Raw genomic sequence first — 23,979 nt, 5'->3', positions numbered from 1 at the left:
ATTTTATATACAACCCAACAACGCACCATTATCCCGCATAGAGAACAGTTCTGTCAGTTGTGTGGTAAAGATTAATTCAATACTTTTTTCAACCATTGACCTATTTCAGATAACTGTGTAGGCAAAACACTGTGCGCCATTGAATAGGTTTTCCAAACGCTATTATAACCCGCATTATTCAAGGCATCGTATGCCATTTTGCCAGCAAATAATGGCACTACTTCATCTTGTTCACCATGATTTTGCAAGATTGGTGTGTGTTTATTTGCCTGGGCAAGTTGTTCCGGTAAATGCTCGCCACCGGGTAAATAACAGGATAAAGCCATAATTCCGGCTAAAGATTGCTCAAAGCGTAACCCAGTGAACAAACTCATCACACCACCTTGGCTAAAACCAGCCAACACTATTTTGTTTGCTGGAATACCCGCTGCAATCTGTTGCTCAATGAGACGTTTTATTTGTAGCTCTGATGCCTGCACACCTGCGATATCTGCACGATCATGTAAGTCCATGCTTTTGATGTCATACCATGAACGCATGATATAACCCCCATTAATGGTTACCGCTTGTTCTGGTGCATGTGGGAAAACAAACCGAATAGCATGATCGCCAGGTAACCCTAAAACAGGTACAACAGGAGCAAAACCGGCACCTGAATCACCTAAACCATGTAACCAGATAACACAAGATGAAGCCTTATTGCTAGGTTCAACGACAATGGCTTCTAGAGATGATTGAGTCATGTGATTCCTTATCTATTTGTATGTGGTGTACTTTGAATATTATTGAGCGTGAATACCGGTTTCTTGTAACAATTGTTCAAACTGTTGTGGATTATCCAGTTTAATTGTCCATTTCACCGTACCAGCATCAGCCGCTATGACTAATCCATGATGAAAACAACTTATATCATCGACAACTGCGCTGAGAATAATATGATTTTCAAAAAGACGACATTGTATTTCATTAGGGGTAATGATGAGCTTACCTTGGGAGAATTCGAGGATCATATGGGTACTTAATAAAAGTTTCTCCCAAGTCTATTGAAGGCTTGGGAGAAAATCGGCTAATTAATGCTGATGACCACCGGCGCCATGGGCATGACCATGGGCGATTTCTTCATCAGTTGCATCGCGTGCACCAACGACTTCAATATCAAAGGTTAATTCACGGCCCGCTAATGGATGATTAACATCCACTGTGGCCATAAACTTACCAACTTTAACTATAGTCACTTGACGTTGACCTTGATCAGAATTAACTATTGCAGCCATACCTGGCTTCCATACTTTAGCACCTGATAAATGCTTAACAGAGACGCGTTGCTCAGCTCCTTCTTGACGTTCACCATAGGTGTCAGCTGCCGGAGGCGTGACAGTAAACTTGTCACCAATTGCTTTACCGGTAATAGCATCTTCAATACCAGGCATCATGTTATCGTTGCCATGAAGGTAAGCTATCGGATCGCGGCCTTCATTTGATTCAAGCACTTCGCCTTTTTCATCGCGCAGCGTGTAATTAAACTGCACAACCATATTGTCTTTAATGCTCATTACGTATCCTTAAAATTAATCTGTATTTGCGTCAACTGTCGATTATACAGTTAACGGCTATTAAAAAAGTCGGAAGAGCTTAACAAATGCTTATGGGGTCGGCAATTTGTTTAAGCTTATGCCTAACTTCTCAAATGTAGCATTATCTGGATAACCATCCGCTATTAAACCATGTTTACGCTGATAAGCTTGTAATCCTATTACAGAGTTTCGACCTAAAATACCATCTGGTTTACCCACATCAAAACCCTCATCAGTCAGTTTTTGTTGCAACTGTTGCACCATTTCACGGTTTAAACGGGGATGATTTGGTAAAGGATGAGAAATACCAGCGCCACCATTAATTTGATCGGCTAGTTTACCCACCGCAATAGCGTAAAATTCAGAACGATTCCAGCGCATTATCACATTAAAGTTTTCATAACCTAAAAAGGCTGGTCCTGTATGGCCTGCAGGCACATATAATGCCGCTTGCATGTCAGGTGTTGATAACGGCTTGCCACTTGTTTGCTTTATGTTTAGCCCAGCCCAATCAATCAATAATTTTGTATCCTTACTGCCCATATAGGCAAAATCATAATTTTTCGGTAACTGTACTTCCCGTCCCCAACGCTCATTGGCTTTCCAACCTAATTGTTGCAGAAAGTTGGCCGCAGAGGTTAATGCATCTGCGGTACTATTCCATAAATCTGCTCTGCCATCGCCATCGCCATCAACTGCATACTTAAGATAATTAGTTGGCATAAACTGGGTATGCCCCATTGCCCCCGCCCATGATCCAACCATATCTTTATCAGCAAATTGATAGCGCTCTTTTAAGGTTAAAGCTTGCATCAATTCCTGAGTAAAATATTCGCTGCGTCGAGGGTCGCATGCCAAAGTAGCTAATGAGTTAAGCACTGACATATTCCCTTTATAGCTTCCATAGTTAGTTTCAAGCCCCCAGAACGCAACAATATACTGACCCGGAACACCATATTTAGTGGTTAACTGCCTCAATAACTGGCCGTGCTGGACATAGAGTTTACGTCCCTCTTTGATGCGCCAATCGGTTACACGCTTGTCATAATAATCTTTAAATGTGGTGGTAAACTCAGGCTGCTGGTTATCGAGCTCAATCACCCTAGGAATGAAGCTTAAGTTAGCCACCGTAGTATCAATTGTTTGCTGTGAAATACCCTGTTGCTTTGCTTTTAACTGTAATTGACTCACACATTGTGCAAAATCAGCACTGGCTATAGCTGAATGAGAGAAACTGACGCTTAATAATAATGCTGTAATGGATAAATTAACGCGCATAAGACTCAAGTGGCACCCAAATAATAACAAATAAGATTGTGTGAATATCGTGACTGATTGCTATCAACTTCACAAGCGCTTAATAACCTTAAAAAGACCGATTTACGATATAAAAAGTGTGTTAGCTGAAATAGCCATCAGCATTAGGCATAACCAACTTGAGCTAAAGTAGGTATTCAGTATAATGAAACCGTTTTTAACTTCACTTAATGAGAATGATCATGACCGAACAAAACCCGACGTTAACTAGCTTCATCGAAAGTGTAAAAAAACACCAAATCGTTTGGGGTCTTCAGGACGAAACAGGCGAAGGATGGGTTGTGTGTGATTCATCTGAGTTTGAAGAAACTGATGTTATGCCACTGTGGTCGTCAGAAGCTACTGCCAAAAGTCATTGCACCGAAGAATGGGCTGAATATACAGCGGTTAGTATCACTTTGGTCGACTTTCTTGAGTATTGGGTTGGCGACTTAAATGATGATGGCGTTTTAGTGGGTGTTAACTGGGAAAGCGATCAAGAGTGTTTTGAAATAGACCCAATTGTATTAGCAAAAAGCTTAGTTGATATCGAAAAAGATTAATTATTGTTACTTGCACTGGGATATTCATTTCAGTGCATTTGCCCATTACCTTTTGCTTAAGTATCCAATATGACAAACCCTACTATGGTCGACATTCCCTTCGATAAACGCCACATGTGTTGGTTTTGTGATGAACCCTGCCATGCAGAGTTGCCTTATTGGCGTATGGCGCATACTCCTCACCCATCATTAACCGTCCCAGCATGTCAAGAATGTAAGTTGCTGGCACAAAAGCACCTATTAACCTCTATCTGGGATTGTCGTGAAGCGGTTAAAGATCAGTTAATGAAGCGATACCATAAGGATTTGGCAATTGGCATTAATTGGACCGAACAAGAATTAGCAGAATCTGAATTTGATTGTAGAATTTTTGGGGGCTTTAAAAAGAGCGCTTGGATGATGTTCAAGATTGCTCAAAAAAGAATCAATGCTTTAGGCTGGGCGCTAAGTATTGATGATAATCACTTTGAAGATGATCCCTTGTTTGCAGGGACCAATACCTTAGGCTTCGAATTTGATGGCTTACAATTCAACAACCTAAATCAAGGCATTAAGCATTACTGTCAAGTATTGGCGTTAGATGAAGAGTTTTTAAAGCAGTTGGTGACTTATTTAGGTAAAGATCAATTTGGTCATGCAATCAAGCTCGCCAGACTTAATATTGGCGTGACTAAAAGTATGCAACAAAAAATTCTACAAGAACTACTTGAAGATTTAGACCGCTAAATTACAGACTAACAGTTTCGCAGAATTTGACTTACTATAAACGTCGTTTCAAGAGAAAAACCAATAGTTAGCACTAATAATTTGCCGTAAAATAGCCGAAGCTTCTCGTTATGGGGAATAATCTTACATCCAACGAAACCAAAAACAATGTTCTATCGTACAAATAAGTATCGTCCACAAACAAGTGATCAAAATGTTCTCATTATTCAGACAAGACCCGATAAAAAAACTCACTAAACTTTATGAGTCAAAACTTGAAAAAGCGATGCACGCGCAGCGCAATGGCGATATTAAATCTTACTCTATGATTACAGCAGAAGCTGCACTAATAGAGGCTGAGATTAGTGCATTAGAAAATCAGAAAAAGCCTCTTTAAACTATATTACTCATAGGCTCGTAATGAGCCATTTGAAAGCTTACCCCAGAATATCTCTTAACCTATTTTGAACACCTGTTACTAATAAGTCAGGCTGAAATTTCGAAATAAAAGCATCGCAGCCAACCTTTTCAACCATTGCATTATTAAAGCTGCCGCTCAAAGACGTATTTAATGTGATAAATAACGAAGCCATTCGAGGATCTGCACGCACTTCAGAAGTGAGCTTATAGCCATCCATCTCTGGCATTTCAGCATCCGTTATCATCATTAATAATTCAGTAGCGACATTTTGGCCATTATTCGCCCAGGACTTAAGTAAGTTCAACGCCTGCAACCCGTCTGACGCTTCAATAATTTCAATGCCCAGCTGACTGAGTGTTTCTCTGACCTGTCTTCTGGCAGTACTTGAATCATCAACAATTAATATTTTACGACCAGGCATTTGCGGGGCTAAAGCCTCATCCAAAACACCATCCGATAACCGAATATCATAGTTAATGATTTCAGCGAGGACTTTCTCTACATCAATTATCGATACTAAGCGGGATTGACCTTGGTCCTCTAAACGAGTGATTGCAGTTAGATAATTGTTTTTACCTGCCATTTTAGGCGGTGGCATAATGTCACCCCAGGTCAAGTTAACAATATGTTCCACTTTACCAACCAAGAAACCTTGTATACTGCGATTATACTCAGTAATAATTAAATTACAGTCATCAGTAATTGGTAAGGGAGAAAAGCCAATAGCGCCGCGTAAATTAATCACAGGTATCGAAGTGCCTCTAATGTTAGCCACTCCAGCGATACTATTATTACTGCCCGGCATAGCGCTTAAAGATGGCACTTTAACGACTTCTTTTACTTTAAATACGTTGATTGCAAATAGCTGTGTTGAGTTAATTCGAAACAGCAATAACTCCAAGCGGTTCTCACCCACCAGATTAGTACGTTGATCAACACTATCGAGCACTTTCTTCATTAAACCTACCACCAATCTATAAATACAAGTCGTGACTAATTACGCTAGGCACTACACATCATATTTATCATTATAAACATAAATCAGCAAAAAGATGACTCTATGATGACTAGATTTAGTATCTAAGCTATTTTTTTCCTAATAATGAGATTATAGCTCATTTTGTTTAATTACAATTTAACAAAAATATTATCAACAAAATGATAAAAGCTCACTGTTTTTAGAGGTGTAACATCAAGCGTGGAAAACATTATGGTTAAAAGATGCAGACATGATAATTACAAAACGGCTAATGCTAATCATTAAAACCGCTGCAGACACACAACACGCCCATTCACGCAATTAACGTCTATCAAATTTGAATAAAACGGCAAAACGAATGTGATCAATTACCTATTAAGCTCGTATAAATTGTTAGTTTACATTGTTCATATAAAGGCTGGTTATGATAATTCCAATTTTTCCTTTGCCGATCTGTATATTACCTCAAGGGTATAGTCAGTTGCGCATTTTTGAAGCTCGCTATAAGCGTCTAGTCACAGAGTCACTCAAAACAGGAGATGGATTTGGATTGTGTATGCTCAGTGATGATAAAAAAGAAATTCTTCCTATAGGTACCTTATGCAAAATCATTGACTTTGAAACACTCGACGATGGCCTATTAGGCATTAGCATCCGCGGTGAGCACAAATTTATTATTAAAGATGTTAGCGTTGAACACGATGGTTTGAAACGAGCAAATGTAGAAATGATTGAAGATTGGCCTGAGTCGCATATCAATAGCCTAAATTCGATAAGCAGACCCGACAAGATTCAGCAACCCGATAAAGTACTCAGTGACACGCTTAAAGACATACTAAGTGAATACCCTGATCACTTAGCCCACTATCAGCAAGAAAATTTCCAAGATATGTCATGGGTATGTCAGCGGTGGTTAGAAATCATTCCAATAAGTGCAGCAGAAAAGTATCGCTGTATAAACAGTCACGATCATCATATGGCACAAACATTTCTGGCAAATATAATCAGCTAGAAAAAATTTTCGTCTTAACCAATTGTTATTTAAAGAATGTTATTTTATTAATTTATGTGATTTTAAAGTGATCTAATTTATTTACTCACCGTATAAAACTATATATTAAGCCCATTAAATAGACGCGAGTGAAGATAATGGAAAATTTTCAATCACAAAGTGCACAAAATCGTTATGATAAGGCAAGTCTTGTAAAACGAAACGGTGTAATGAATTTGTCTAATACTAAAGAGCATGATGCAGATCAGTTAGCTAAGTTAATGTTAAAAGTGGCTAATGTGCGATGTAAAGCATCTTTTGCTAAATTATTTAGCCATTTTGGCTCTAAAATTAATGCTTTTGGTAATCAGCGATTGCACCAACAAGGTTTAGCAATGGACTTGGTACAAGAGACAATGACCAGAGTATGGACCAAAGCGCATTTATATAACCCAGATAAAGCAGCTGTTAGCACCTGGATTTTTACGATTATGCGCAACCAGTGTTTTGATATGCTCAGAAAAGTGCAGCATAACCGTGAAGATTCATTTGGTGATGACATTTGGCCACTTTTCGAGTCAGATGATGCTGAAAATAACGAAGATGATTTTAAGCTTACAGGCACTCTGTTACTTCACGTTAACGAATTACCTCCTTTACAACGTGAAGTTGTACAGGGCATATACATGCAAGAAATGACACAGCAAGAATTGGCAGACAAACTCGAGATACCTATAGGTACAGTTAAATCAAGATTACGCTTAGGTTTAGAGAAGTTAAAAGGCTTTATGGAGAAACATTATGATTAATTATCATCCTAACGAACAATTATTACTACTTCATATTAAGGGAGAACTACCGCTATCAATGTCATTGGCGGTTTCAGCCCATGCCGAACTTTGTGATATTTGCCACAAATCTTTATCACTATTAACCAATGAGCAAACCGTTGAAGAGTTTAACATTGATAGTTTCAGCAACGATTCGACAACAGATATAGACATGGATTTGTTGTTAGAAAAAATGTTGGATAGCACACTGGATGAACTTGATTCAACACCACATCGCCCAGTAGACAAGGGTACGTTTGAAGTATCAGTTAAAGGTGAGTCTTATACTTTACCAAGAGCATTTAGACATCAGATTAACGCTCAGTGGCAGGGTATTGGTAAAGTCAGCCGCCTGCGCTTAAATACAGGTGAAGAAAAAGCAAGGGCCAGCTTATTACACATAGCTGCAGACGGTGAAATTCCTGAACATACCCATAAAGGTTCTGAGCTAACGTTACTATTAGCAGGTGAATTTAGTGATAAGTTCAACAGTTATAAGCCAGGAGACTTCATGCTACTTGATGAGAACCATGAACATTCTCCTAAAACAATGTCAGGTTGTTTATGCTACACCATAGTTGACGCACCATTGTATTTTACTAAAGGTTTTAGCAAACTGTTAAACCCTATTGGTGAGTTGATTTATTAAGGTGGGATGTTGAGCTTAACTGTGATGCTTATTACAGATAATTTTTGTGATTGTGCTGTTTGGTAATAAATAAGTAATATCTATTGCCAAGCAGATTTTTTATCTATATTATGATGAAAGTTTAATTACTTTGTTTATCTGTTTACCTATCGTAAGTCTGCTCAACTTCCTTTGTAAACCACCACAAGTGTCTTTGATTTTATCTATGTTGATACGTAATTTGTATCCTTGAACATATTTATTCTCACTGTAATGGGCTTGTCATAAACCTATGGTCAACTATCACAGTCAAGAGTTTGATGTATTATCTACACATTAAATAATTGAGTGAATTGTGAAAAAATCTTTAATAAATAATTAAATTTTTTACATATTTCTCACGCAAAAACTTGATTAGTGTAAGATTGATGAGGTAACTTAATCTAGTAACTTAAATCTTTCGCAACACGAAATATATTAAGGGAATTATATTGTTAAAACTTACATCACCCAAGGGTGAGCATAAATTATAAGGAGTATGATAATGTCATACCAATTTAACGGACACGAAATTACAGTTAACTTTCCTGTTAATTCAATTTCATCAAACAAAAACTCAATTGCTTTTACCGATTCACAAGGTAAAAACAAAACAACTTTTTCAAAACGCATTGAAGCCGTAAACTTTATGAAATGGCTGATTAGTTCGAATAAGTAATAAGTACATCCCCTACGCTTAGGCGTAAATCATTTGCTCTGTTATTTAATAAACCTGGCTAACGGTATTCCCCTCTCATTTACCGGGCGTTTATTAACAACAGGGCAAACTGATAAATCCGCTTTACCACACACTCAAAAACTCTTATCAATAATTTCTGTTAAAGAAAATAACTTTTATATATCTGTAAACGACATTATTATGTTGCAATGCAGTGGTAGATAGTCTGTTATGCAGTAAAATATATATTCAATATTAATACCCTCTACACATACTGCATATAGCAATCAGTTATCTATTAGCAAGCTTACGTTTATATCTGGGTAGCATAGTTGCATTCCCTAACAAACCGCCTTGATGAATATATAAAACTTGCCTATCTTGGCATTGATTCGCTTCTATGTAGCGCTTCAACACGCTCAAGCCAATAGGGTCGTATAATAAATCAAACTCTATTCCACTTGTTTCTAGCACATCGTTCCACAACTCAAATAAGGGTAAATACAACTTACCAAAGTGATACTTATTGCCATCATTAATAATAGTGGGATGCTGGGTTTTATCTGGGTTTAATTCACAAAATTGATTTGCTAAATATGTATCACCACCAACAGTGCTGCAAGTTAATACCTTAATATCAATTATTTCCTTTTGGCATTTTTTTATAAAATACTGTTGCAGAAAAACTGCTGTCGTACCTGTACCAGATGGAAGATATACAGAAAGAGCGGATATATTTTGTCCTTTAGCCCAATCTATAATTTCACAACCAAGCTGGTAGATGCCCGTTTTAGCATATTCACATCTGCCCCCCTCAGGAATAAACAGTATTTGTTGCTCAGAATATCGATTTAGGTATTCAGGCCTAAATATGTTTATTACTTCATCCAAATGCTTGCAGCCACTGAGTTCAGCTTGGTCCCAATCAACTTGGATAATATTGGCACCGTTATGATGGGCTTGAGTAAAATTTGACACAATAGCAGGTGTAGCTTGTAATTGTGACTTTATATAAGCACTAATATGACTTACATAATAATCTAGCTGCCAGCCTTTCATTTTTGCCAATACCGATAGCGAATATAATGAATTTGCTTGAGCCGAGCCCGATCCCACTATTCGTGTCACTTTAGGAAAGTCATTGATAAGGAAATGATAAAATTTTCGGGCTTTATTACCACTAAAATCAGGGTGTAATTTATCATCGCGCTTGACGAATATTTGTCTTCCTGCAAAATTAATTGTATCTGTTGGACTATGACTTAGCATTTATAACACCATTAAAATTGATTAGGGTCATTGTAACTAAAATTGGTTAAAATCACTCATTTTTAGTCTAAATCTCAATTCTTAGTTTACTTCATCCAAATAAAAATCAATTTAACCATTTAGATCAATACTTTAAACCTTGGCACATTCCCTGCTTAGTTATCAATATTAATCTCCTATTTCAGTTGTAAAAGGAAAAAGATATGGCTATTTTTAGACTAGTTTTTAATATTGCATGGTTTATTTTAGGTGGATTTATAATGGGTCTAGCCTGGTGGCTTGCGGGGCTACTATGTTTTATTAGTATTATTGGTATTCCCTTTGGACGGGCTTGTTTCGTCATTGGTGAGATGGCATTTTGGCCATTCGGCCAGCAAAGTGTCAACCGAAAACACTTAACGGGTGTTGAAGATCTAGGAACTGGTACCATAGGATTAATCGGTAATATTGTTTGGTTTGTGTTTTTTGGAATTTGGTTAGCGATAGGTCATTTAGCTCATGCACTAGCGTGTTTTGTGACGATTATTGGTATTCCATTTGGCATTCAGCATCTTAAACTGGCATTATTAAGCCTAACCCCTATCGGCCAAACTGTGGTACCAAACGAACAGTATTAACATTAGGGATGCTTATTTTTTTTCTTGTAAATAAGCATCCAGCATTATTTGAGGTTCAAATCTTGATAAGCCATCGTTAATTATTTTAAGCCACCTTTCACCCTCTTTATTATTTGCTAATGCAACATGCAAGCTCTTAGAGTCAAGGATTTTATTATTGATTTGCAGTAGATGTGATATTTTTTCAATTTTTGGATCACTTTTTAAGTATTGATAAACATTTAAATCGATTATAATTGTATCAATACGTCCGGCTGCTAATTTTAATATATTCTGCTTTTCATTCATGGCCTCTTCGTATTTTTGATCACCATTAGCAATCATAGTGTCTATCTCGTCTGTGTTTACATACCCTTTTACCACGCCTAATACATATTTATTTAAATCAGTGATTGTATTCCACATAATCGGGTTATTTTTAAGCTCCAATAAACCTATCGGACTTTCGCCTAAAGATTGAGAAAAAACAAACTCATTTGTGGCATTAATGTATTCAGGGAAATAGCCTATTTTAGCCTCAGTTTTTACCATTCTAATAGCACGAACCCAAGGAACAACTGTGACTTTTAATTGATGGTTGTCATAAGCAATAGCATGTTTAACTATACGGGTAGCAATACCTTTTTCAGTCAACTCAGCTCCACTAAATGGTGGCCATTCTAATGTAGATAGCTCAAGGGTATCTGATATCGCAGTGCTTGATAATACTGAAGTAAGAAACAGATGTAACCACAGTTGTGTCATTCTATTAGCTAAGGTCACCATCATATCATCTCCAAAAATGTATACTTTGAGATAACGTTACATAACAGAATCTTGTTGATACCTGTAGTAAAAGCTACCATAAAAAATGCCCTACATACTGCGCGATTATAAGAACTAACTTTAGTAATAGTAGTACAACATAACGTCTTGGTGAAATTTATGAAATATTGGTTAATGAAGTCTGAACCTGATGACTTCAGTATAGATGACTTAAAAAGGTGCAGTGGACAAAAATCAGCTTGGCAAGGGATTAGAAATTATCAAGCCAGGAATTTCCTACGAGATCAAGTACGCGTCAATGATTTAGTGCTCTTTTATCATTCAAGCTGCAAAGAGCCTGCAATTGTAGGACTCGCTCAAGTAAGCCAATCTTCACGGCCTGATCTAAGTGCTTTTGATAGCTCATCACCGTATTTTGATCCTAAATCTGATCCTTTGAAACCTCGCTGGGTTGAGGTTGAAATATCATTTATTGAGAAGTTTGTTAATCAGATAAGCCTGAAACAACTTAAAGCTGACATGGAATTAGCTGATATGGTGTTAGTGGCAAAAGGTGCAAGATTAAGTGTTCAACCAGTCAAAGGGTCTGAATTCAAATACATATTATCACTTTGTAGTAGGGCTTGAAGAGTAAATATATTCAGATTATTACTCATAAAGTTTTACCTTTATAAAAATCAAAATGCTTACCTGATATTGAGTAAGCATTCTTACTTGAATTTACGAATAATCTTGGATAATTGATATTTTTAAACACTATAAAATTGATTAAATAATAGCTTATTAATCTTCACCTTTTGATGTACCACCTGTAGTAGGTGCATGGGCAATAATACGATCAGCCATACGAGAGAATGGTAACGATTGTAGCCAAACGGTTCCGTGCCCCTGTAGGGTAGCTAAAAACAACCCTTCACCGCCAAATACCATAGACTTAAGCGAACCAGCTCGTTGAATGTCGTAATCAATTCCAGGAGAAAACGCGACTATACATCCAGTATCAACTCTCAATGACTCTCCGTGAAGCTCTTTTCTAATTAAGGTGCCACCTGCATGAATGAATACCATACCATCACCTTTCAAACTTTGTAATATGAAACCTTCCCCGCCGAAAAAACCTGCTCCTAAACGACGATTAAATTTCATGGTAACGTTTGTGCCCAGTGCTGCAGCTAAAAAACTGTCTTTTTGACAGATAAGCTCACCATTATGCTGAGATAAATCGACCGCTAAAACACTACCTGGATAAGGAGCTGCAAAAGCGACTTTACGCTTACTGTGCCCACCATTAGTAAAGTGAGTCATGAAAATACTTTCACCGGAAAACGCCCGCTTACCAGCGCCAAGTAACTTACCGAAAAATCCAGACTCAGGTTCAGAGCCGTCGCCCATTTTAGCCTCAAAAGTGATATCTTGTTCCATGTAATTCATCGCGCCCGCTTCTGCTATCACAGTTTCATGTGGATCGAGCTCCACCTCAACTAATTGCATACTTGAGCCGATAATTTCATAATCTACTTCGTGGCATCGCTTGGTCATTTGTCACTCCTTGGACTGTTAGTTAATCTCATTCTCAATGAATTTAGCATAAAAGTAATGACCGACTCTATCAAATCTCTGTTGGCACATTAATCGTTTATAGACAATATTATCCAAGCCCTGTGGTATTAATCTCTTTGGAAGTGTGCAATTCAAAACGAGTAAACTCATCTAAAATCAACTCGGTAAATAGTTGCCCTGCTCGCCCTAATGGTCTTTCTAAGGTTGACACTAATTGAGGCGTAAAGCTGAATGTATTACCGCCAACAAAATCGACCGATTTTAATTCGCCTGAATTTAACTCTTCATGGATCAAAAATGCTGGCATCCAACCAAAGCCAAGGCCTTTCAGTAAAGCATTTTTTTTCATGATAAACCCTGATAGATAAAACACCTTGTCGCCACCAAATTGCATTTCATCACGCACTAAACGCTGTGGGGACGAATCTTCAATGGTCAATTCCACATGCTGTTGTAGCTCAGTTAAACTTATCTGACTTTGCTTAACTAAGGGGTGATGGCAACTAGCAACAAGTACACTGGTAATAGTGGGTAAGGCTTTAGGATGATAGTTTGGCCCTGTCAAATAGTCTTTTACTAACATTAAATCGGCGCCATCTCGCTCAAACCTATGCTGCACACCGCCTAAAAATTCCATATTTAGTTGAATTTTAGTCGGTACTTTATGTTCAGCCATACGTTTGAGCGCCGTCATGATAGGTTCCATCGGCAACGCCCCGTCGATCACCAGTTCAAGTTTGGGCTCCCAGCCTTCACTAAAACGGCTAGCAAGATGCTCAATATTGGCCAAATGTTGCAATAAACGTTGCCCCTCAGCCAAAATAACTCGGCCTTCAGGGGTTAGCTCTGCACGGTATTGATCGCGATTAAATAAACTTACCCCCAAATGTTGCTCTAACTTTTTGACTTGGTAACTCACCGCAGATTGCGCTTTATGTAAACGCTCAGATGCTTTAGCGAAACTTCCCTCTTCGACTAATACTTGTAAAACCTTAAATGCATCAACATCTATGCGCATTTATCACTCCTTTGTGAGGTAAATTTGTGCTTTTGTATCGATTAGCTGCCAGAAATGTACCGATAACAATACAATCTAAAAAACAGATGGAGTCTAGCTGTTTATTATTCTTTTTTTTGTTCATCTAAGCAACTAAATTGAATCTATCTATGCGGCAGAGGTCACACTACTCATTGATAAAATGAGCTAGATGAACAAACTAAGTGCTGTAAATACCCGGTTAAGGAAGCTGATATGCCATTTTATGTAAAACAAGGTGAAATCCCCACAAAGCGTCATATCGCATTTGAAAAAGAAAATGGCGAACTTTACCGTGAAGAGCTTTTTTCAACCCATGGTTTTTCAAATATTTATTCTAATAAATATCACCATAATATGCCGACTAAGGCGATTAATGTGGTGCCATACGCGGTTGAACATGGTCAAGAATGGCAAGACTCATTAATTCAAAACTACAAACTGGATTCGCGTAAAGCAGATTGTGACGGTAATTTTTTCAGCAGCCGCAATAAAATTTTCTATAACAGCGATGTTGCCCTTTATACCGCTAAGGTAACCCACAGCACAAACGAGTTCTATCGTAATGCTTATGCGGATGAAATTGTGTTTGTTCATGAAGGTGAAGGACAGCTGTTAAGTGAATATGGTGTTATTGACGTTAAAAAGTGGGATTACCTGGTTATCCCCCGCGGCACCACTTATCAATTAACTTTTAATGATTACAGCAATGTTCGTTTGTTTGTCATTGAATCGTTTTCAATGGTTGAAGTACCTAAACATTTTCGCAATGAGTACGGCCAATTATTAGAGTCTGCTCCCTATTGTGAGCGGGACTTACGTACCCCAGAACTTGCAGATGCGATCGTTGAAAAAGGTGAGTTTCAATTAATATGTAAATTTGGTGACAAGTATCAACAAATGACACTCGAATGGCATCCATTTGATTTAGTCGGCTGGGATGGCTGTGTTTACCCTTGGGCGTTCAATATTGCTGAATATGCACCTAAGGTAGGTAAAATTCATTTACCTCCATCTGACCATTTAGTGTTTACTGCGCACAATTTTGTCGTATGTAACTTTGTGCCGCGCCCATATGATTTCCATCCTAAGTCAATCCCTGCACCTTATTACCATAACAACATTGATAGCGATGAAGTTTTATATTATGTCGACGGTGATTTTATGAGCCGCACCGGTATTGAAGCGGGTTACATGACCTTACATCAAAAAGGTGTGCCACATGGGCCACAACCAGGACGAACAGAAGCGTCAATTGGTAAAAAAGAAACCTATGAATATGCGGTGATGGTAGATACTTTCGCCCCACTGAATCTTACTTCACATGTAAAAAATTGCATGAGTGAAGACTACAACCGCTCTTGGTTAGAAGACTAAACCATAAATCGATAGAAAATACCTTCTAACTGCATCACTTTTAACGTGATGCTGAGTTGAATATAACGAGGAATAACAACATGGCAAGCGAACAAAACCCACTGGGACTTTTAGGCATAGAGTTTACTGAATTTGCCAGCCCAGACACTGAGTTTATGCATCAAGTATTTATTGATTTTGGTTTTTCTATGTTGAAAAAAGCAAAAAATCATGACATTACCTACTACAAGCAAAATGACATTAATTTTCTATTAAATAAAAGCCGTGCAGGATTCTCAGCAGAGTTTGCTAAATCACACGGACCGGCAATTTGTTCAATGGGTTGGCGTGTTGAAGATGCAGAATTAGCGTTCAAACTTGCGGTAGAACGTGGCGCAAAAGCTGCGGCAGAAGCTGAAAAAGATATGCCATATCCAGCTATTTACGGTATTGGTGACAGCTTAATTTATTTTATCGAAACCTTCGGCGCTGATAATAATATTTATGCGACTGATTTCGTTGATTTAGATGAGCCAATCAATACACCTGAAAAAGGCTTTATGGAGGTTGACCACTTAACTAATAATGTCTACAAAGGCACGATGGAGAAGTGGGCAAACTTTTACAAAGATATTTTTGGTTTTACCGAAGTGCGCTATTTTGACATTAAAGGGTCACAAACCGCGTTAGTATCCTATGCATTACGCTCACCCGATGGTAGCTTCTGTATTCCAATCAATGAAGGGAAAGGCAACGATAAAAACCAAATTGATGAATATTTAGGTGAATACAATGGTCCTGGCGTGCAGCATTTAGCCTTTAGAAGCCGTGATATTGTGGCCTCATTAGATGCAATGGAAGGAACTGCAATCAAAACCTTAGATATCATTCCTGAGTACTATGAAACCATTTTTGATAAATTGCCACAGGTTACTGAAGACAGAGAAAAAATCAAGCATCATCAGATCTTGATCGACGGTGATGAAGACGGTTATTTATTACAAATTTTCACTAAGAATTTATTCGGTCCTATTTTTATCGAAATCATTCAACGTAAAAATAACTTAGGTTTTGGTGAAGGTAATTTCAAAGCGTTATTTGAATCTATAGAGCGTGATCAAATTAAACGTGGCGTACTGTAACGTTTATTTAGCTGATTCAAACTAAACAAAACCAGCCGAGTGCTGGTTTTTGTTTATCTAAGCATTATAATCGAATTAATTTTGTCACTAAGAATATTTTATATGCCTGATTACGCAGTACTTGCGGTTTTTATCCCGACGTTCTTCTTTGTATCTATCACTCCAGGCATGTGTATGACCTTGGCAATGACCCTAGGTATGAGCATCGGCGTAAGACGTACCTTGTGGATGATGATAGGTGAACTCGTTGGTGTAGCGATTGTGGCAATATCCGCTGTACTAGGAGTTGCTAGCATCATGCTTAACTACCCACAGATATTTGAAATATTAAAATGGTTAGGTGGGGCTTATCTTGTCTACATCGGTGTCAATATGTGGCGCTCGAAAGGGAAAATGGCTGTTGTTGATGGCCAACCAACGAACACTCGTCGGTTAAGTTTGATCAGTCAGGGCTTTATTACCGCCATTGCCAATCCAAAAGGTTGGGCATTTATGATTTCGCTGCTACCGCCATTTATTAATGTAGATAAGCCAGTGGCAACTCAATTAGTTGTCTTATTGGGTATTATAATAGTAACAGAATCAGCATCTATGTTGGCTTATGCCAGTGGTGGTAAAAGTTTACGATTATTTTTATCCCGCGGTGATAACATTCGTTGGATGAATCGTATCGCCGGCAGTTTAATGATACTTGTAGGTATCTGGTTGGCTTTAGGATAATTGTATTAGTTTTTAAACGGTAATTGTTGTGCAACTTGTACCATGTATAAATTCATTTGTTCACGTTCTTGCTGGCAATAATGACTAATAGCATCATTAAATGCTGGGTGAATAATAATGTGTTTTGAATACGTTAACCTAGGCTCAAACCCTCTCGATACTTTATGCTCACCTTGGGCTCCAGCATCAAATATTGAGAGATTATGAGCTATTGCATAGTCAATCCCTTGGTAATAGCAGCTTTCAAAATGTAAACCATCAAGTTCAGTTAATGTGCCCCAGTATCGGCCATATAAATGCGTATCAGATACAAAAAATAACGCAGATGCGATCATTTGGCCATTCACATCGGTGACAATCAATAATCGAATCGCCTCCCCCATAGTTTGTTGCAGCCCTAGAAAGAAAGCTGCTGTTAAATATCCTTGATGGCCTGAACGCTTTTGATAGGTCATTTGATAACATTTAATAAAATGCTGCCACTGTTCAAGCGATGCTTCAGCACCAACAACAAAGCGAAAACTTAATTGATAATTGGCAACTAGCTGTCTTTCTTTACTGATATTTTTACGTTTTCTTGATGTCATAGACGCTAAAAAATCACTAAAATCAGTGTAATTTTTATTACGCCAGTGAAATTGAGTCCCTACCCGTGTTATGGCAGCATCTTTAGGCCATAAAGCTTGCTCTTGTTCGCTAATAAACAAACCGTGCCATGAAGAGTAGTCTTGTTGAGCCATTATATCGCGCAAATACTCACACAAACTCAGTAACAGGCTTTGTTTAACATCTTCGGTTATACCTAAGTGAAACCCTATTCTTTGTCCAGAAGCTGGAATAAAAGGCACACTAGTCACTAGCTTAGGGTAATATTCTAATTGATTACGCCCATAAGCCTCAGCCCAGGCCCAATCAAAAACATACTCTCCCCATGAATGTGTTTTCAGATACAAAGGCACGATTGCAGCTATTTCTGCGGTTAACTTGTCAGAAATAACAAGGTGATTCGTTTGCCAGCCTGTTCCATCCCCAATACAAGCCGAACCTTCTAGCTGTTGTAAAAATGCATACCGTATAAAGGGGTTAGACTCACCAAAACATTGGGTCCATCTATCTTGACCAATCTCTTCAATACTCGAAACATGTGAAAATGTATACGCAGATGGCAATGTATAGCCCTTATTATTTAATCAATTTACTTATATAGCATACCAATTTAATGACAGCTATGGCACAGTCAGATCATTCTGGTAATTATCTAAGGATTATTCGTGTCCCTAACAATAAAATTCACTCCACTGTTATTATCTACTTTGATTGGTATTAGCATGTCATCAGCTGCGTTGCATTCAACCTATACATGGGCGAATGATGACGCAATATTCAGTGAAATGGCTACCGCACAACCTATTTTTGCTAAACACGGTATGGTGGCTAGCCAGGAAGCCATAGCAAGTCAAATTGGTGTAGAAATTCTCAAACAAGGTGGTAATGCTGTAGATGCCGCTGTTGCCGTTGGCTTTGCATTAGCAGTAACACTACCTCGAGCAGGAAATATTGGAGGTGGAGGCTTTATGCTAGTTCATCTTGCCGAAGATAATAAAACCATTGCGATTGATTACCGTGAAACGGCTCCCAGTAAAGCCCACAAAGATATCTTTCTAGATGAAAAAGGTAACGCGGTTGATAAATTAAGTCGTGAACACGGTTTAGCTGTCGGAGTGCCTGGTACCGTTATGGGAATGGAGTTAGCTTTAAAGCAATACGGGACAATGTCACTTGAACAGGTGTTAAAACCAGCAATTAAACTGGCAAAAGATGGCATTATTATCACATCAGATTTAGCCAATTCTTTGGCAGGAACACGCAGCCGTATTAGCCAATGGCCAAGCTCAAAAGCTATCTTTTATCAAGCTGATGGCAGTAATTTTGATGTCGGCCATATATTATATCAACCAGAGTTAGCACATTCACTCACCTTAGTGTCTAAATTGGGTAGTAAAGGTTTTTATCAAGGTGAAACTGCAGAAAAAATAGTCAACGCTGTTCAGCAAGCTGGTGGTGTAATGACATTAGCCGACTTAGCCCATTATAAAGCAGTCGAACGTGAACCGGTTCGAGGTACATATCGAGGTTATGAAGTTATTTCAATGCCAGCACCCTCTTCTGGCGGAATTCATATTATTGAAATGCTCAACGTATTAGAGCAATTCCCCATAGACAAATTTGGTCACAACACCGCACAAACAATCCATGTTATGACTGAAACAATGAAATATGCCTATGCCGATCGCAGTGAGTTTTTAGGCGATCCTGATTTCGTTAAAGTACCGACAAGTCATTTAATCAGTAAAGATTATGCTCATACGATTGCCAGTAAAATAGCCCTAAACAAAACGACCCCTAGCAGTGAAATTCTGCCCGGGAAAGTTGGTGGATATGAAAGCCCGCAAACGACACATTATTCTGTAGTCGATAAATGGGGTAATGCTGTATCTAATACCTATACTTTGAATTTTAGTTATGGATCTGGGCTGGTGGCATCAGGAACTGGAATATTACTCAATAATGAAATGGATGATTTCTCCGTCAAAGCTGGCGTGCCAAACGGTTACGGACTGATTGGAGGCGAAGCAAATTCTGTAAAAGGTAATAAGCGTCCACTGAGCTCAATGAGTCCAACAATTGTAATGAAAGACGGTAAACCTTTTATTGTTACCGGTAGCCCCGGTGGTTCTAGAATTATAAATATCACCCTGCAAATCATTATGAATGTGATTGATCATCAACTCAACATTGCAGAAGCAAGTGCAGCAGCTCGTGTGCATCATCAATGGTTACCTGACTTTTTATGGGTGGAACGTAGCTTGAATCAAGACACTATTTCACTGCTAGAAGCAAAAGGCCATCAGGTAAAAATTCAACAATCTATTGGGAGTACCCAGTCAATAATGGTCACGGAACAAGGTAAATATGGGTCGTCAGATCCCCGCAGAGCTGGTTCTGCTGCCGTAGGCTACTAAAAATCAATACTCGCCATTCAGAAGATGCTCAAACTTACATCTTCTGAATGTTTTTAATACACTTAACATAAAACGTAACGCCATAGCTTGGGCTTATTATTTTTTATACACTATAGTTAACCTACTAATGTTACTTTTACTTATCTCTCAAAGATTATCCCACACACTTTCTAACAAAACTTTAATGAAACAATAACTAAAGCTAATCAATCTTACTGCCGATAGACAGATCTATATAATCAATATATGCCTATACGTATGGCATGTGTTAAAATAAGTAACTGAATTGAAACAATTACTACAAAAGGGTTGCCATGAAGCTATCTAGCCTGAAAATTAAACACCGTATAGCAATACTCACTTTTGTTGCTTTAGCTTCATTTATTATTTCAATCGCTATCAACAGTGTCACAACCACAAGCAACACTGATCGTTTAAGTAATTTACAGAACAGGCTCTACCCAGTGCTAAGCTTAGCGACAGTCAATGACGGACTGTTAATCCAATTGGAACAAATTATCCAATCTGCGGTGACGACTGGCGAAGAAGAAAACCTACAAACGGTTGACGCCATGGTGAAAACCATCATAAAAAACTTAGATGAAATTGGTCAATTATTACCAAGTGAATCAAGTGATATGCAGCGATTAAAAAGTGATATCACTACTTATCATCAAAATGCTAAAACACTGGTGATGGCTTTTTTAGCCGACGATATCGATTTTAACGCAATAAAAACTCAAGCGGCTGACAATGCTGCAAGATACCAAAATCTAGTTAAGAATTTCAAAACTAATCAAGCCGATTTTGAATCGCAATTTACCAACAGTATCGAGTCTACCATCACAGATGCGAACAGTGCACAAACCTCAGTCTTAATGATAGGTATTGTCGCTACCATATTAATGGTGATTCTTGGCTTATTAGTTAATAGTTCAATTATTACTACCCTTTCTAATGTCACTAATTCATTACGTAATATTTCTGAAGGTGAAGGTGATTTACGCTCGCGTATTCAATATGATGGCAAAGATGAAATAGCCGATTTAGTCTATTGGTTTAATCAATTCGTCTCTAAACTTCAATCTTCAATAGCAGACACTAAACAAACAACAGAAAGCTTAAGTGCTGTATCACAAACATTATTAAACGGCAGTAAAGTCAGTGAGCTTACAGTCAAAGAACAAACCGCTGCTATTGAACTAATTTCCCAAGCAATGGGTGAGATGTTTATCAGTGTGACTCATATTGCTGAATATGCTGCAAACGCGGCTAGCGAGGCAGACAACGCAAATAAAGAAGCCACTAAAGGTACTCAAGTGGTTAATACAGCAGTGTCTACCATTAAAAGGCTAGCGGAAGAAGTTAGAACCACAGCCACTTTAGTCAACCAATTAGATGCTTTCACCAATAATGTTAATTCTATTTTAGATACGATCAGGGGTATTGCTGATCAAACAAATCTTCTTGCGCTAAACGCTGCTATTGAGGCTGCTAGAGCAGGAGAACAAGGACGGGGCTTTGCCGTTGTGGCAGATGAAGTAAGAACCCTTGCTTCTAGAACACAGGCGTCAACGCAAGAAATTCAACAAGTACTGCAAGAATTAAGAACCTCTTCTAAAAAAGCGGTTCAGGCTATGCAGCATGGTGTTGAAACAGCCGACGAAGGAGTTGAGTCAACTATGCTTGCCGGCAAAACCTTGACAAGTATTACTGAAAAAGTCAGTGCAATTAGTGTTGTAAATGAACAGATTGCCGCCGCAACAGAGGAGCAACACAATACCTCAGTGTTGATCCAGCAATATGTTGCCGATATTCAGCAAAACGCTCAGAAAGTCAAAACCACTACCGAAGACATGGGCGGGATCAGTTTTGATATCCAAAATGTCAGTAAACAGCTCCAAATCATAACAAACCAATTTAAAGTGTAAATAATTCGCTTAAAAATTGGTTAGTTACGTGAATGTTAGCTATATAAATAGAGCAATATAAAAATAAACCCGATGGGTATGATGAGTGATGAGAAAGGAGTAACACTATGAAATTTTACTTGAAAGCGCTTCCGTTAGCGATTTCTGTAGCATTAGTTCCTGCCGCAGCTTTTGCTGACGAAGCAACCGATGCAAAAGTAGCTCAGCTAGAACAACAAGTTCAGGCGCTACAAGCTCAACAAACCAAAAATCTGACTGATAAATTCAATTTTAACGGATTTATTAGCGGTGCATATATCAGTTCGGATAACGATGCGGGCTATAACAATGCCACTAGCAGCGCAGATTTTACGCAAGACAGTAAAATGGGGCTACAAGCAACGTTTAACATCAGTAACCAAACTCAGGCAGTTCTTCAGCTCATGATGAAAGGTGAAAATGATTGGGATGTTGAGGCTGAATGGGCTTATTTATCTCACCGTTTTGATAATGGCGTAAAAGTGCGTGGTGGTAAGTTACGCGTGCCCTTATTTATGTATTCTGACTATTTAGATGTGGGTTATGCACAGCCATTTGCTCGCCCACCTGGCGAAGTTTATGACCAAGTGCCCTTCTCATCATATACCGGTGGCGACATTGCTTATGATTTTGAATTTGAAGACTCAACCTTAACCTTGCAAGGTTTTGGCGGTGAATCTGATGTAAGTGGTGAAGCAACAAGCCTAGATTTATCAAACATCATGGGGGTTAACGCTTCTTGGACTGATCTAACTTGGACATTGCGTGCTGTATATGGTCAAACAGACCTTGACGGTTCAGCTTCTGGTGGCGCATTGGTTATCGACGGTGAGCAAGCACAGTTTACAGGCTTAGGTGGTAGTTACGACAATGGCTCATTCATTGCTATCACAGAATGGACCACAGTTGAGATTGAAGGATTACTTGCAGATCATGAATCAGCTTATGTGACTTTAGGCTATAGAATTAAGGCATTTACGCCTTATGTAACCATGGCATATGCTAAAACGACTGACGATGATGTGAGATCAGCTTTACCGCCTCAATTAGCAATACCATTAGGGTTAGGATTGAACGAAGAACGAACTGCTTATAGCGCAGGTGTTCGCTGGGATGCCATTGATAACGTAGCGATCAAATTTGACTTAACCTATGCAACAGACTTTGGAGATACTTCTGGTGGTTTAGGTGGTAATGCGGTTGTTAACCCATTGACTAAGCAATTCTTATTTGATGATACATTAGTCTACACCGTTAAATTCGATGCAGTATTTTAAAGGAGCGATAATATGAAAAAGTTACTATGCGTATTAACGCTCAGTTTGGGTGTTGCATTTACCGCTTCTGCTGGTGTTGTTGTTATTGGTAATAATGCAGCTGGTGATATGTCAGCTGCCGATGCTAAAAAAGCATTTTTAGGCAAGGGTGATAGCTCACTGGTTGTTTATGAATTAGATGAAGGTAATAGCACTCGCTCTGAATTTCACAGTACTGTTACGGGTAAATCAGATGCACAGTTAAAGGCATTTTGGTCTAAACAAGTGTTTACTGGAAAAGGTAATCCACCTGCCACAGTATCTTCAGCAACGGCTATGAAAGCAGCTGTAGCATCAAATCCAAGTGCAATTGGGTACATTGATGAAGCTGATGTTGATGGCACAGTTAAAGTTATCTTAAAACCATAGTTCCTAACTCAAAAGGTTAAGCAAATCTTCTAAGTATTGGCATTAAAAAGGAGATGTAGCACATATGTGTCACATCTCCTTTTGTTATAAATAAGATTCAAAAACTCAACAAGACTATTTGATCAATAGCCATTCATAACGCCACAACATAA

General features: G+C 38.4%; 26 protein-coding genes. 16 read left to right on the top strand and 10 right to left on the bottom strand.

Going from position 1 to position 23,979, the window contains the following annotated elements; all coding sequences use genetic code 11:
* Positions 1 to 71: 71 nt before the first annotated feature.
* From ACRWQL_RS19535 to ACRWQL_RS19520, 4 genes are all read right to left on the bottom strand, one after another.
* Positions 72 to 743: an alpha/beta hydrolase gene (locus ACRWQL_RS19535; RefSeq protein ID WP_434926196.1), complete on the bottom strand. Its 672-nt coding sequence runs from the start codon at positions 741 to 743 to the stop codon at positions 72 to 74.
* 39 nt (positions 744 to 782) lie between these two features.
* Positions 783 to 1,010, bottom strand: coding sequence for a DUF3389 domain-containing protein (locus tag ACRWQL_RS19530; RefSeq protein ID WP_226415690.1), 228 nt, complete (start codon positions 1,008 to 1,010; stop codon positions 783 to 785).
* A 60-nt stretch (positions 1,011 to 1,070) separates the two neighbouring features.
* Complete coding sequence (locus ACRWQL_RS19525; RefSeq protein WP_226415689.1) at positions 1,071 to 1,553, bottom strand: FKBP-type peptidyl-prolyl cis-trans isomerase; 483 nt, start codon at positions 1,551 to 1,553, stop codon at positions 1,071 to 1,073.
* Positions 1,554 to 1,643: 90 nt separating this feature from the next.
* A complete protein-coding gene (locus tag ACRWQL_RS19520; protein WP_434951726.1) occupies positions 1,644 to 2,852 on the bottom strand; it encodes a lytic murein transglycosylase in 1,209 nt (402 codons plus the stop codon).
* Positions 2,853 to 3,073: 221 nt separating this feature from the next.
* Here ACRWQL_RS19520 and ACRWQL_RS19515 point away from each other — a divergent pair, with 221 nt between their 5' ends.
* From ACRWQL_RS19515 to ACRWQL_RS19505, 3 genes are all read left to right on the top strand, one after another.
* Positions 3,074 to 3,433, top strand: a complete 360-nt coding sequence (locus ACRWQL_RS19515) for a DUF2750 domain-containing protein (RefSeq protein ID WP_226415686.1) — start codon at positions 3,074 to 3,076, stop codon at positions 3,431 to 3,433.
* Between the two features lie 69 nt (positions 3,434 to 3,502).
* Positions 3,503 to 4,159: a hypothetical protein gene (locus tag ACRWQL_RS19510; protein WP_434926198.1), complete on the top strand. Its 657-nt coding sequence runs from the start codon at positions 3,503 to 3,505 to the stop codon at positions 4,157 to 4,159.
* Positions 4,160 to 4,352: 193 nt separating this feature from the next.
* Positions 4,353 to 4,535, top strand: a complete 183-nt coding sequence (locus tag ACRWQL_RS19505; protein WP_226415683.1) for a DUF6435 family protein — start codon at positions 4,353 to 4,355, stop codon at positions 4,533 to 4,535.
* Positions 4,536 to 4,575: 40 nt separating this feature from the next.
* Here the strand turns inward: ACRWQL_RS19505 and ACRWQL_RS19500 are convergent, their stop codons facing one another.
* On the bottom strand, positions 4,576 to 5,517 hold the full coding sequence (locus ACRWQL_RS19500; RefSeq protein WP_434951724.1) for a chemotaxis protein CheV: 942 nt from the start codon (positions 5,515 to 5,517) through the stop codon (positions 4,576 to 4,578).
* Between the two features lie 445 nt (positions 5,518 to 5,962).
* Between ACRWQL_RS19500 and ACRWQL_RS19495 the strand changes: the two genes are divergently transcribed.
* The 4 genes from ACRWQL_RS19495 to ACRWQL_RS19480 all read left to right on the top strand — a co-directional run bounded on the left by ACRWQL_RS19495 (position 5,963) and on the right by ACRWQL_RS19480 (position 8,705).
* Positions 5,963 to 6,550 (top strand): LON peptidase substrate-binding domain-containing protein, encoded by a 588-nt coding sequence (locus ACRWQL_RS19495; RefSeq protein ID WP_434951723.1) that lies wholly within the window; start codon positions 5,963 to 5,965, stop codon positions 6,548 to 6,550.
* Positions 6,551 to 6,687: 137 nt separating this feature from the next.
* Complete coding sequence (locus tag ACRWQL_RS19490) at positions 6,688 to 7,338, top strand: sigma-70 family RNA polymerase sigma factor (RefSeq protein ID WP_434951721.1); 651 nt, start codon at positions 6,688 to 6,690, stop codon at positions 7,336 to 7,338.
* Positions 7,331 to 8,008, top strand: coding sequence for a ChrR family anti-sigma-E factor (locus ACRWQL_RS19485; RefSeq protein WP_434951719.1), 678 nt, complete (start codon positions 7,331 to 7,333; stop codon positions 8,006 to 8,008). Before ACRWQL_RS19490 ends, ACRWQL_RS19485 begins: the two co-directional genes overlap by 8 nt.
* 523 nt (positions 8,009 to 8,531) lie before the next feature.
* Positions 8,532 to 8,705, top strand: a complete 174-nt coding sequence (locus ACRWQL_RS19480) for a hypothetical protein (RefSeq protein WP_226415678.1) — start codon at positions 8,532 to 8,534, stop codon at positions 8,703 to 8,705.
* Positions 8,706 to 8,996: 291 nt separating this feature from the next.
* Here the strand turns inward: ACRWQL_RS19480 and ACRWQL_RS19475 are convergent, their stop codons facing one another.
* The gene (locus ACRWQL_RS19475; protein ID WP_434951717.1) at positions 8,997 to 9,764 is read right to left on the bottom strand and encodes a 1-aminocyclopropane-1-carboxylate deaminase/D-cysteine desulfhydrase; all 768 of its coding nucleotides are present in this window, start codon (positions 9,762 to 9,764) and stop codon (positions 8,997 to 8,999) included.
* Positions 9,765 to 10,177: 413 nt separating this feature from the next.
* Between ACRWQL_RS19475 and ACRWQL_RS19470 the strand changes: the two genes are divergently transcribed.
* Positions 10,178 to 10,591 carry a YccF domain-containing protein gene (locus ACRWQL_RS19470; RefSeq protein WP_434926203.1) on the top strand — a complete coding sequence of 138 codons (414 nt, stop codon included), beginning with the start codon at positions 10,178 to 10,180 and terminating at the stop codon, positions 10,589 to 10,591.
* 12 nt (positions 10,592 to 10,603) lie between these two features.
* Here ACRWQL_RS19470 and ACRWQL_RS19465 read toward each other — a convergent pair whose 3' ends face one another.
* Entirely contained in the window at positions 10,604 to 11,359 is a 756-nt protein-coding gene (locus tag ACRWQL_RS19465) for a substrate-binding periplasmic protein (protein WP_434951716.1), read from the bottom strand.
* 156 nt (positions 11,360 to 11,515) lie between these two features.
* On the opposite strand from ACRWQL_RS19465, the gene ACRWQL_RS19460 reads away from it, so the two are divergent.
* The gene (locus tag ACRWQL_RS19460) at positions 11,516 to 11,983 is read left to right on the top strand and encodes an EVE domain-containing protein (RefSeq protein ID WP_434951714.1); all 468 of its coding nucleotides are present in this window, start codon (positions 11,516 to 11,518) and stop codon (positions 11,981 to 11,983) included.
* Between the two features lie 156 nt (positions 11,984 to 12,139).
* Here the strand turns inward: ACRWQL_RS19460 and ACRWQL_RS19455 are convergent, their stop codons facing one another.
* Together ACRWQL_RS19455 and ACRWQL_RS19450 are read right to left on the bottom strand one after the other, a co-directional pair.
* Positions 12,140 to 12,895, bottom strand: coding sequence for a TIGR00266 family protein (locus ACRWQL_RS19455; protein WP_434951712.1), 756 nt, complete (start codon positions 12,893 to 12,895; stop codon positions 12,140 to 12,142).
* A 109-nt stretch (positions 12,896 to 13,004) separates the two neighbouring features.
* Complete coding sequence (locus ACRWQL_RS19450; RefSeq protein WP_434951710.1) at positions 13,005 to 13,934, bottom strand: LysR family transcriptional regulator; 930 nt, start codon at positions 13,932 to 13,934, stop codon at positions 13,005 to 13,007.
* A 234-nt stretch (positions 13,935 to 14,168) separates the two neighbouring features.
* On the opposite strand from ACRWQL_RS19450, the gene ACRWQL_RS19445 reads away from it, so the two are divergent.
* The 3 genes from ACRWQL_RS19445 to ACRWQL_RS19435 all read left to right on the top strand — a co-directional run bounded on the left by ACRWQL_RS19445 (position 14,169) and on the right by ACRWQL_RS19435 (position 17,170).
* Positions 14,169 to 15,329, top strand: a complete 1,161-nt coding sequence (locus ACRWQL_RS19445) for a homogentisate 1,2-dioxygenase (protein WP_434931827.1) — start codon at positions 14,169 to 14,171, stop codon at positions 15,327 to 15,329.
* Between the two features lie 80 nt (positions 15,330 to 15,409).
* A complete protein-coding gene (gene hppD, locus ACRWQL_RS19440) occupies positions 15,410 to 16,450 on the top strand; it encodes a 4-hydroxyphenylpyruvate dioxygenase (RefSeq protein ID WP_434951708.1) in 1,041 nt (346 codons plus the stop codon).
* A 102-nt stretch (positions 16,451 to 16,552) separates the two neighbouring features.
* Positions 16,553 to 17,170, top strand: coding sequence for a LysE family translocator (locus ACRWQL_RS19435; protein WP_434951706.1), 618 nt, complete (start codon positions 16,553 to 16,555; stop codon positions 17,168 to 17,170).
* A 5-nt stretch (positions 17,171 to 17,175) separates the two neighbouring features.
* Here ACRWQL_RS19435 and ACRWQL_RS19430 read toward each other — a convergent pair whose 3' ends face one another.
* Entirely contained in the window at positions 17,176 to 18,339 is a 1,164-nt protein-coding gene (locus tag ACRWQL_RS19430) for a GNAT family N-acetyltransferase (RefSeq protein ID WP_434951704.1), read from the bottom strand.
* Between the two features lie 159 nt (positions 18,340 to 18,498).
* On the opposite strand from ACRWQL_RS19430, the gene ggt reads away from it, so the two are divergent.
* From ggt to ACRWQL_RS19410, 4 genes are all read left to right on the top strand, one after another.
* Entirely contained in the window at positions 18,499 to 20,193 is a 1,695-nt protein-coding gene (gene ggt, locus ACRWQL_RS19425) for a gamma-glutamyltransferase (RefSeq protein ID WP_434953437.1), read from the top strand.
* Positions 20,194 to 20,507: 314 nt separating this feature from the next.
* On the top strand, positions 20,508 to 22,124 hold the full coding sequence (locus ACRWQL_RS19420) for a methyl-accepting chemotaxis protein (protein WP_434951702.1): 1,617 nt from the start codon (positions 20,508 to 20,510) through the stop codon (positions 22,122 to 22,124).
* A 107-nt stretch (positions 22,125 to 22,231) separates the two neighbouring features.
* Positions 22,232 to 23,419 (top strand): hypothetical protein, encoded by a 1,188-nt coding sequence (locus ACRWQL_RS19415; protein WP_434926212.1) that lies wholly within the window; start codon positions 22,232 to 22,234, stop codon positions 23,417 to 23,419.
* Positions 23,420 to 23,431: 12 nt separating this feature from the next.
* Entirely contained in the window at positions 23,432 to 23,827 is a 396-nt protein-coding gene (locus ACRWQL_RS19410) for a phosphate ABC transporter substrate-binding protein (RefSeq protein ID WP_434926213.1), read from the top strand.
* Positions 23,828 to 23,979 lie beyond the last annotated feature (152 nt).

This window comes from Shewanella sp. HL-SH4 (assembly GCF_051164845.1).
Classification (GTDB): Bacteria; Pseudomonadota; Gammaproteobacteria; order Enterobacterales; family Shewanellaceae; genus Shewanella; species Shewanella glacialimarina.
Note: the sequence above shows the minus strand (reverse complement) of the source record. Positions and strands in the feature narration are given on the sequence as shown.

What these genes read in the sequence shown, in the direction of transcription:
- ACRWQL_RS19535 (WP_434926196.1), bottom strand. Translation starts at nt 743, where the DNA reads ATGACTCAATCATCTCTAGAAGCCATTGTCGTTGAACCTAGCAATAAG.
- ACRWQL_RS19530 (WP_226415690.1), bottom strand. Translation starts at nt 1,010, where the DNA reads ATGATCCTCGAATTCTCCCAAGGTAAGCTCATCATTACCCCTAATGAA.
- ACRWQL_RS19525 (WP_226415689.1), bottom strand. Translation starts at nt 1,553, where the DNA reads ATGAGCATTAAAGACAATATGGTTGTGCAGTTTAATTACACGCTGCGC.
- ACRWQL_RS19520 (WP_434951726.1), bottom strand. Translation starts at nt 2,852, where the DNA reads ATGCGCGTTAATTTATCCATTACAGCATTATTATTAAGCGTCAGTTTC.
- ACRWQL_RS19515 (WP_226415686.1), top strand. Translation starts at nt 3,074, where the DNA reads ATGACCGAACAAAACCCGACGTTAACTAGCTTCATCGAAAGTGTAAAA.
- ACRWQL_RS19510 (WP_434926198.1), top strand. Translation starts at nt 3,503, where the DNA reads ATGACAAACCCTACTATGGTCGACATTCCCTTCGATAAACGCCACATG.
- ACRWQL_RS19505 (WP_226415683.1), top strand. Translation starts at nt 4,353, where the DNA reads ATGTTCTCATTATTCAGACAAGACCCGATAAAAAAACTCACTAAACTT.
- ACRWQL_RS19500 (WP_434951724.1), bottom strand. Translation starts at nt 5,517, where the DNA reads ATGAAGAAAGTGCTCGATAGTGTTGATCAACGTACTAATCTGGTGGGT.
- ACRWQL_RS19495 (WP_434951723.1), top strand. Translation starts at nt 5,963, where the DNA reads ATGATAATTCCAATTTTTCCTTTGCCGATCTGTATATTACCTCAAGGG.
- ACRWQL_RS19490 (WP_434951721.1), top strand. Translation starts at nt 6,688, where the DNA reads ATGGAAAATTTTCAATCACAAAGTGCACAAAATCGTTATGATAAGGCA.
- ACRWQL_RS19485 (WP_434951719.1), top strand. Translation starts at nt 7,331, where the DNA reads ATGATTAATTATCATCCTAACGAACAATTATTACTACTTCATATTAAG.
- ACRWQL_RS19480 (WP_226415678.1), top strand. Translation starts at nt 8,532, where the DNA reads ATGTCATACCAATTTAACGGACACGAAATTACAGTTAACTTTCCTGTT.
- ACRWQL_RS19475 (WP_434951717.1), bottom strand. Translation starts at nt 9,764, where the DNA reads ATGAAAGGCTGGCAGCTAGATTATTATGTAAGTCATATTAGTGCTTAT.
- ACRWQL_RS19470 (WP_434926203.1), top strand. Translation starts at nt 10,178, where the DNA reads ATGGCTATTTTTAGACTAGTTTTTAATATTGCATGGTTTATTTTAGGT.
- ACRWQL_RS19465 (WP_434951716.1), bottom strand. Translation starts at nt 11,359, where the DNA reads ATGATGGTGACCTTAGCTAATAGAATGACACAACTGTGGTTACATCTG.
- ACRWQL_RS19460 (WP_434951714.1), top strand. Translation starts at nt 11,516, where the DNA reads ATGAAATATTGGTTAATGAAGTCTGAACCTGATGACTTCAGTATAGAT.
- ACRWQL_RS19455 (WP_434951712.1), bottom strand. Translation starts at nt 12,895, where the DNA reads ATGACCAAGCGATGCCACGAAGTAGATTATGAAATTATCGGCTCAAGT.
- ACRWQL_RS19450 (WP_434951710.1), bottom strand. Translation starts at nt 13,934, where the DNA reads ATGCGCATAGATGTTGATGCATTTAAGGTTTTACAAGTATTAGTCGAA.
- ACRWQL_RS19445 (WP_434931827.1), top strand. Translation starts at nt 14,169, where the DNA reads ATGCCATTTTATGTAAAACAAGGTGAAATCCCCACAAAGCGTCATATC.
- hppD (WP_434951708.1), top strand. Translation starts at nt 15,410, where the DNA reads ATGGCAAGCGAACAAAACCCACTGGGACTTTTAGGCATAGAGTTTACT.
- ACRWQL_RS19435 (WP_434951706.1), top strand. Translation starts at nt 16,553, where the DNA reads ATGCCTGATTACGCAGTACTTGCGGTTTTTATCCCGACGTTCTTCTTT.
- ggt (WP_434953437.1), top strand. Translation starts at nt 18,499, where the DNA reads ATGTCATCAGCTGCGTTGCATTCAACCTATACATGGGCGAATGATGAC.
- ACRWQL_RS19420 (WP_434951702.1), top strand. Translation starts at nt 20,508, where the DNA reads ATGAAGCTATCTAGCCTGAAAATTAAACACCGTATAGCAATACTCACT.
- ACRWQL_RS19415 (WP_434926212.1), top strand. Translation starts at nt 22,232, where the DNA reads ATGAAATTTTACTTGAAAGCGCTTCCGTTAGCGATTTCTGTAGCATTA.
- ACRWQL_RS19410 (WP_434926213.1), top strand. Translation starts at nt 23,432, where the DNA reads ATGAAAAAGTTACTATGCGTATTAACGCTCAGTTTGGGTGTTGCATTT.